The sequence below is a fragment of the Lacticaseibacillus boliensis genome (genome assembly GCF_054784775.1).
Genome location: NZ_BAAIHN010000002.1, coordinates 171,887 through 180,040, shown reverse-complemented (window position 1 = coordinate 180,040; position 8,154 = coordinate 171,887). Strand labels below are relative to the sequence as shown.

Annotated in this window: 8 protein-coding genes; 7 read left to right on the top strand and 1 reads right to left on the bottom strand. The window is 53.7% G+C overall.

Annotation, left to right across the window (positions count from 1 at the left end):
* Positions 1-509: transposase (locus ACYVRB_RS02020; protein WP_461213239.1), on the bottom strand; the 509-nt coding region annotated here is incomplete at its 3' end.
* Between the two features lie 235 nt (positions 510-744).
* Between ACYVRB_RS02020 and ACYVRB_RS02015 the strand changes: the two genes are divergently transcribed.
* From ACYVRB_RS02015 to greA, 7 genes are all read left to right on the top strand, one after another.
* Positions 745-1,245: an HD domain-containing protein gene (locus tag ACYVRB_RS02015; protein WP_461213229.1), complete on the top strand. Its 501-nt coding sequence runs from the start codon at positions 745-747 to the stop codon at positions 1,243-1,245.
* A gap of 181 nt (positions 1,246-1,426) precedes the next feature.
* Positions 1,427-1,789 (top strand): winged helix-turn-helix transcriptional regulator, encoded by a 363-nt coding sequence (locus tag ACYVRB_RS02010; RefSeq protein ID WP_461213228.1) that lies wholly within the window; start codon positions 1,427-1,429, stop codon positions 1,787-1,789.
* A 340-nt stretch (positions 1,790-2,129) separates the two neighbouring features.
* A complete protein-coding gene (pheS, locus tag ACYVRB_RS02005) occupies positions 2,130-3,176 on the top strand; it encodes a phenylalanine--tRNA ligase subunit alpha (RefSeq protein WP_461213227.1) in 1,047 nt (348 codons plus the stop codon).
* A gap of 5 nt (positions 3,177-3,181) precedes the next feature.
* Positions 3,182-5,593 (top strand): phenylalanine--tRNA ligase subunit beta, encoded by a 2,412-nt coding sequence (gene pheT / locus ACYVRB_RS02000; RefSeq protein WP_461213226.1) that lies wholly within the window; start codon positions 3,182-3,184, stop codon positions 5,591-5,593.
* 163 nt (positions 5,594-5,756) lie between these two features.
* Complete coding sequence (mltG, locus tag ACYVRB_RS01995) at positions 5,757-6,896, top strand: endolytic transglycosylase MltG (RefSeq protein ID WP_461213225.1); 1,140 nt, start codon at positions 5,757-5,759, stop codon at positions 6,894-6,896.
* Complete coding sequence (gene udk / locus ACYVRB_RS01990; protein ID WP_461213224.1) at positions 6,896-7,525, top strand: uridine kinase; 630 nt, start codon at positions 6,896-6,898, stop codon at positions 7,523-7,525. Before mltG ends, udk begins: the two co-directional genes overlap by 1 nt.
* A gap of 77 nt (positions 7,526-7,602) precedes the next feature.
* Complete coding sequence (greA, locus tag ACYVRB_RS01985) at positions 7,603-8,079, top strand: transcription elongation factor GreA (RefSeq protein ID WP_461213223.1); 477 nt, start codon at positions 7,603-7,605, stop codon at positions 8,077-8,079.
* Positions 8,080-8,154 lie beyond the last annotated feature (75 nt).

Sequence of the window (8,154 nt, the reverse complement as noted above, 5' to 3'; positions counted from 1 at the left end):
AAGAGCAACCCGGACTCTTGATCAAATACAACCTGAGGGTGATATCCATAGGCCATATAGTGAGCGTTGAAGGCGGACCGTTCTTGATTACCGAAAGTATCACAATGCGTTGAGTCTATATCCAGCACGAAGCGGGATTGACCACTAAGACGGAAAGCCAAGGCGGCTACTTGCCAGATAAGCTTCCGAAAGTCATCTAGGTCGGCGTCTTCAAGGCGCTTGAAAAACCGTGAAAGTGAGGGCTGTGAGACTAGCCGAGAGCTACCCAAGGTGGCCGCCAGTACGGGATCACGTTGCCAGTCATTGGCACTACTGTCATGTAAATACCCGGCAACGTCGAGCAACAATTTTTCCAAGAAGATGTCGATCATCGAGGCCTTCCAGAATCGTCGTTGGTCTGGTAACTTGAGGCACTGATTGGCAAGTTGCCTAAAGTTGATACGATGAAGAAACTCTTGGAACAAAACGAGTCCGGCGTCATTTGAAAGTTGACCGCCGTCGGCGGTCACAGTCACATTGGTATTGCATTGCAGGGATAAGCTGGTTAAAGTTGAGATGGTGTGAAGCCTCGCTTTCGTGATGGTTTTCGTCGACTCAACCTTAGCATATAGGCGCACCCAATGGGTGAAACACCAAAGCAGCGCAGTCCCGTGTGAATCATGGGATTGCGCTGCTTTTTTGAAATTCTATGAATAATCCAGGTAAAGGTGTGTTGAACAATACGCGCATAGAAGGGGCTTTTGAATGAGCACTAAGCTTGATTGGACCACCGACGCGGAGTATCGCGGCTATGTTGACGATTTGCTGGCCGAACCGGCCGTGCAGAAGCTCGCCAACTACACGCAGCACCATTACTCCAACCGTTTGGATCATTGCATCAGCGTTTCTTACCAGAGTTATCTTCTGGGTAAGAAGTGGCATTTGAATGTTCGTGCACTCGCTCGAGCAGGTCTGTTGCACGACTTGTTCTATTACGACTGGCGGGTGACCAAGTTCGATCTAGGCACACATGCCTACATCCACCCACGCATTGCGTTGCGTAATGCGGAGAAGTTGACGGACTTGACCCCGATGGAAAAAGATATCATCATCAAGCACATGTGGGGGGCGACCCTGGGTGTGCCGAAGTACAAAGAAAGCTTCGTGGTGTCGTTGGTGGATGACTATGCCGCGATGGATGAAGTCTTGACCCCATGGATGCACAAGTTGCGCCATCCGGTCGCCACGTACAAAAACATGGCCTAAACTGAACAAGTCAGATCACGGAGCCGCGCATTGCGCGGTTCTTTTTGCGTTGCGGCACAATTATTCGCTAAGCTTAAGGATCAAAGTCAGCGAATAAACATCTGGCAGGCCTTGCAATCGGTGGGAGTTGCGTTATACTAATACTATCTAAATGTAAGTAATGACTTTTGAGGTGACTAACATGGAAGCGACAGCAACAACCAGTACGTGTACCGAATCGACACTTGCCTTGTGTCCCAAATTTACCAAGACGTTCAAGATCTTGGGTAAGAAGTGGAACGGCCTGATTCTTGAGGTCCTGTTGCAACAAGGACCGGCACGCTTCAAAGATGTTGCGCGGGCGATCACCAAGTGTTCTGATCGAGTTTTGGTCGAACGCTTGAAAGAACTGGAAGCTGAAGGCTTAGTGGTCCGGCTCACTCATGAGAATTCGTCTCTGATCCAGTATGCGCTGACAGACAAAGGCGCCGCCTTGGCACCGGTCATGACAGCCGCCCACACTTGGGGCGACAATTGGTTGAGCGACGAAGAATGTGAAGACTAATTCACGATGCCCCTTGACGCGGGGTATTTTTTTTGCTAGCCTAAAACCAACTAAACAAAGCAAATACATTGAGAAAAGCGCAAGCCGGCGGACCAGTCAGGGAACAGCACTCATAAGACTGCAAGGTGCTGATGGGATTAAGGCTCGTATTCACTTTTTGAGTAGACGATCGTAAGGTCGCTCCGGTACTGCCGTTAAATTGTTGAGTTGTGATGTCGATTTTGACATTGAACAAGGGTGGTACCGCGATGCTTCGTCCCTTTTTGGGGCGGGGCTTTTTTTGTGCCCCCAAAATGCTGATCAAAAAGCCAGCGGTGTAAACACTGAAGGAGGATTCCAAATGGATCTCAAGTCTAAGTTGGAAGAACTGTTCGAACAGAACCAAGCCAAGATCAAGACCATGCATGATCTTGATGAACTGAACCAGACGCGCGTGAACCTGTTGGGCAAAAAAGGCCCGATCACCGAAGTCCTGCGCGGCATGAAGGAACTGGATGCCAGCGAGCGGCCAAAGGTCGGCGCCTTCGCCAACAAAATCAAAGATGAGCTCCAAGAAGCGATCCAAGAGCGCAAACAGACGCTGGAACAAGCGGTCATCAACCAGAAGTTGCAAGAGGAAACGATCGATGTGACCTTGCCAGGTGACGATGTCGTCGCCGGCACGCCGCACATCTTGACGCAGATCATGGATGACATCGAAGAATTCTTCATCGGCCAAGGTTATCAAGTGATCGACGGGCCGGAAGTGGAAGAAGATCATTATAACTTCGAGATGCTCAACATCCCCAAAGACCATCCCGCGCGGGACATGCAAGATACCTTTTACATGGGGCACGACTTGTTGATGCGGTCGCAAACCAGCCCGGTGCAAGCCCGCACGCTTGAAGTGCATGACTTTACCAAAGGACCATTGAAAATGATCTCCCCAGGCCGTGTTTATCGTCGCGATACCGACGATGCGACCCATTCACATCAGTTCCACCAGATCGAAGGACTCGTGATCGACAAGCACATCACGATGGCCGATCTCAAAGGCACGTTGCTGGCCATCGCCCAGCACGTCTTCGGTCCGGAACGCACGATCCGCTTGCGCCCGAGTTTCTTCCCGTTCACCGAGCCGAGTGTTGAAGTCGATGTTTCTTGCTTCCGTTGCGGCGGCAAGGGCTGTGCGATCTGCAAATACTCCGGGTGGATCGAAGTGTTAGGCGCGGGGATGGTCCATCCGAACGTGCTGACCAATGCCGGCGTGGATCCTAAGGTATACGGCGGGTTTGCCTTTGGCTTAGGTCCAGATCGCTTTGCCATGCTCAAATATGGGATCGACGATATTCGCAGCTTTTATCAAGGGGACACGCGCTTTTTGTCCCAGTTCCAACAGGAGGGTTAAGCGACATGGATGTTTCATACGAATGGTTAAAAGAACTCGTCGACGTGCCGGTTGACGCCGATGAACTCGGCGAAAAGGTTTCGCGTACCGGCATCGAAGTCGACAGCGTCACCCATTTAGGCGCCGGCTTGAAGAAGATCGTCGTCGGCAAAGTGGTCGCGCTGAAAGATCACCCAGATTCCGATCATCTGAAGGTGGCCCAGGTCGACACCGGCGATGATGACTTACGCCAGATCGTCTGTGGCGCGCCTAACATCGAAGCCGGTCAGACGGTGATCGTAGCGCTGCCAGGTGCTCGGATCGCTGACAACGTCAAGATCAAGCGCGGCAAGATGCGCGGGGTGGTTTCCGACGGCATGATCTGTGCGCTGCAAGAACTCGGCTTTTCCGATTCGATCGCCCCTAAAGCATATGGTGACGGCATCTACGTGTTCAACGAAGCGCTTGAACCAGGCAGCGACGCGCTTGAAGCCCTCGGCTGGCACGATTCGATCTTGGATTTTGAGATCACCCCCAACCGCGCTGATGCGTTGGGGATGCGCGGGGTGGCCTGGGAAGTCGGTGCCACTTATGGCAACAAGCCGCACTTCACCAACAAGCCGGTGGTCGAAGGCGATACCCCGATCGAATCCTTGTTAAAGGCTGAAGTCGCCGATTCCAAAGATGCCCCGAGCTACCAGATGCGGATCGTGCAAAACGTGACGATCAAAGATTCACCGCTGTGGTTGCAACGCCGCTTGTGGAACGCTGGCGTGCGGCCGATCAACAACATCGTGGACATCACGAACTTGATCATGCTCGGTTACGGGCAGCCGCTTCACGCGTTTGACTACGACAAGCTCGACAATCACCAGATCCTCGTGCGCCGGGCCAAGGACAAGGAACCGTTGACCACCCTTGATGGCAACGATCACGAGTTGGATCCTGAAGACATCGTCATCACCGATGGCGTGAAGCCGGTTGCCTTGGCTGGGGTCATGGGGGGCTTGAACTCCGAGATCACAGACGACACCACAACCGTTGTGATCGAAGCGGCAACTTTTGCCCCGACCAACATCCGCAAAACGGCGCTGAAGTACAACCTGCGTTCACAAGCGTCTTCACGTTTTGAAAAAGGCATCAACGTTGCCGACATCAACAACGCGCTGGACGAAGCCGCGCGCTTGATGGCTGAACTCGGTGAAGGCACCGTGGCCAAAGGGCATCTGTCCGCTTCTGCGATCACACCGCAAGACAAGGTCGTATCGATCTCACTTGACCGCATCAACCATGTGTTAGGGACGACGCTCGACGTCGCCACGGTGACCGCGATTTTTGATCAGCTCGGATTCGGCGTCGAAGAACACGACGGGGAATTTGCCGTTGCCGTGCCACCGCGGCGCTGGGATATCAGCATCGATGCGGACTTAGTCGAAGAAGTGGCCCGCCTTTATGGTTACGACAATCTGCCATCGACCTTGCCGACAACGACGATGACGATCGGCCAGTTCACCCCGAAGCAAGCGCGTCTGCGTCGTACTCGCAAGGTGCTTGAAGGGTTGGGCTTGAGCCAAGCCATCACGTATTCGCTGGTCAACACCGAAGAAGCACAACAGTTCGCGCTGGAAGCCAGCGCCCACACGCAGGTGGCATGGCCGATGACCCAAGACCATGCGGCGTTGCGTGAGAACCTGGTTGCAGGGTTGATCAACGCGGAGCAATACAACGTTGCCCGCAAGCAAGAAAATCTCGCCTTGTATGAACAAGGGCGGGTCTTCCCTCGCAAAGATGGCCACACGCGTCCAGAAGAACATGAATATCTGGGCGGTTTGTTCACCGGTGAGATCCACGAGAAGAACTGGCATGTCGCGGCTAAAGCCGTCGATTTCTACTATGTTAAAGGCATCGTAGACCACCTGCTAGGGGATTACCGACTCGCTGAACCGGTCGAATGTGTGGCCTTGCGAGACAACCCACAGATGCATCCAGGCCAAAGCGCCAAGCTCGTGTTGGCCGGCGAAACCATCGGCTTGATCGGCCGTTTGCATCCTGGCTATGAGCATGCTGAAGGTTTGCCGCAGACGTATGTCTTCGAGTTGAACCTCGACGCGCTGATGCAGGCCGATCGCACCGAAATGGCGGCCAAGCCGGCACCTAAGTTCCCATCAATGACGCGAGACATCGCGGTATTGGTCGGCAAGGCGGTTGAAAACGCCGCTGTCGAGAAAGTCATCACCGATAACGGTGGCAAGTTCTTGCGCGATGTGACCTTGTTTGATGTCTACGCCGGCAAGAACGTCGATGCCAACCAGAAGAGTCTGGCTTACACGCTGACGTATCGTCGCGACGATCAGACGCTCACCGACGATGAAGTCAGTGCGGCATTTGCCAAAGTCGTTGACGCTTTGCAGACCACGCTAGGGGCAACGATCCGTTAAACCGCATGAAATTAGTATAAGCTTTGGTTAAATCCCAGGGATTAACGCTAACTTTCGCGGTAAAAAGGCGCTTGAAGCGCTGTCACCAACCAATCACCTGTCGCTTTTTGCGGCAGGTTTTTGTATACTGAAAGCAGTATGTGTCAGCAGGAGGAACGGTTTTTTGAGTAAGCAAGATACACAAAAACGCGCTAGGCGCGCCGCTGAAAAACAAGCGGTCAATCATATCGTCGCGTGGGTGGTCGGCATTGCGATCACCGTCATCGTGATCGTGTCGTTCATGGGGTACCGGTATGTCCACAACGCCATGGGCGCCGTCGACCGCAACGACAAGCAAGCGCAGACGGTGACGATTCCAAGCGGCGCAACGGCCAAGATGATCGGCGAGCGGCTTGAGCAAAAAGGCGTGATCAAAAGCGCGTTGGTGTTCAATTACTACGTGAAATTTCATAATTACACCAACTTCCAGGCAGGGGATTACTCACTGACCAAAGCCGAAAGCCTGGTTGACATCATTTCAGTCTTGCGCGGTGGCAGCGGCACCAGCGACAACACCGGCAACGTTTTGGTCAAAGAAGGGGTCACCGCCGAAGAGATTGGCACGGCAGTTGGCAAGCTCCACAGTAAAGACCCGCAGTTCACCAAGGCCAATTTCTTGAAGCTGATGAAAGATCAGGCCTTTTTCAACAGTCTGGAAAAGAAATTCCCGAAGCTGTTGAAGTCGGCCAAAGATGCCAGCGGGGTGCGCTATCGTCTGGAAGGGTATCTGTTCCCTGCAACGTATAGCGTTACTAACGGGCAGAGCTTGAAGGCACTGGTCACCGCGATGGTTGCCAAAACCGACAGCGTCATGCAAAACTACTACACCAGCATCAAACGCCAAGGCTACACGGTTCAAGAGGTCTTGACGCTGGCGAGCCTGGCCGAACGTGAAGGGGTCAACTCGACGGATCGCCGGGCGATCGCCGGGGTCTTCCTCAACCGGATCGACGCGGGGATGCCACTGCAGTCTGATATCTCGGTCATGTACGCCTTGAACACCCATAAGACGCACCTGACAAACAAAGATACCAGCGTGGATTCACCGTATAACCTCTATGTTCACCCAGGCTACGGGCCGGGACCGTTCAACTCACCGTCTGAAGAATCGATCCGCGCGATCTTGAGTCCTTCTGAACGTAGCAAGGGTTACCTGTACTTCGTGGCCAACCTGAAGACCGGCGAGATCTTGTATGCGACGACCCTTGCCCAACAAGAAGCCAACACGCAGAAGTTTGCCGCCGACAACGGGACGAGCAACTGATGAAGCCTGTGGTGATCGGTATCGCCGGTGGTAGTGCCAGCGGTAAGACAAGCGTCGCCTCGGCGTTAACGCAGGCGTTTGATTCGGACGTGGTGTGGTTGCCGCAAGACTGTTACTACCGCGCCCACGATGATCTGGCGCCTGAAGCGCGAACCCGATTGAACTATGACCGACCGGAGGCATTTGACGACCAGCTGTTGCGCACCCAGTTGCAACAGCTGATCGCGGGTGATACGATTGACCGGCCGGTTTATGACTTTGAGGCGCATACCCGCAAAGCAGAATTTGTGACGCTGGCGCCCAAGCCTGTGATCATCGTCGAAGGTATCTTGGTCTTGGCAGACCCGGCGTTGCGGGCGTTAATGGACATTCGCTTGTATGTTGACACGCCGGCAGATGTGCGCGTGTTGCGGCGGATCCAGCGGGACACGCAACAGCGCGGGCGTAGCCTAGATGCGGTGATCGCGCAGTATCTGGACTCAGTCCGGCCGGCGCATGCGGCGTTTGTCGCCCCGACGCGCGCGTTTGCGGATGTGATCATCCCGCAAGGCGCGCAAAACCACATTGCCTTGGACCTGATCGAAACCAAGATCCAAGCTATTTTGGCGAAGCGTCAGGCGGACCGGTAAAAAAGTTGACAAGTCGCAATGAAATTCTTAACATCGTATCTTGAAGTCACAACAAAATTTGGAATTGAGGGACTAACATGGCAGAAAAATCATACCCAATGACCGCAGCGGGCAAAGAAAAATTAGAACAAGAATTGGAGACGCTCAAAACCGTTAAGCGTCCGGAAGTGATCGAACGCATCAAAGTTGCGCGAGGCTTCGGCGACTTATCCGAAAACTCCGAATACGAAAGTGCCAAGGACGAACAATCTTCGCTCGAAACGCGGATCGCGACGATCCAGACGCAGCTGCGCTACGCCCAGATCATCGACGCCAACTCTGTGGCGACCGATGAAGTTTCCCTCGGCAAGAAGGTGACCTTCGTCGAAGACGGTGACGACGAAGAAGAAACTTATGAAATCGTCGGCGAAGCAGAAGCCGACGCGTTCAACGGCAAGATCTCCAACGAATCCCCGATCGCAACGGCACTGATCGGCAAGAAGGTCGGCGATCAGGTGAGTGTCAACACGCCTGGCGGCGAGATGAAAGTCAAGATCGTGCGCGTTGAAGGTTAATTTGATCATTAACAATCAGGTTGGTTTGTCGCCAGCCCAAAGCGTCGATGTTGCGACTTCCTTCGGGGTTCGCAA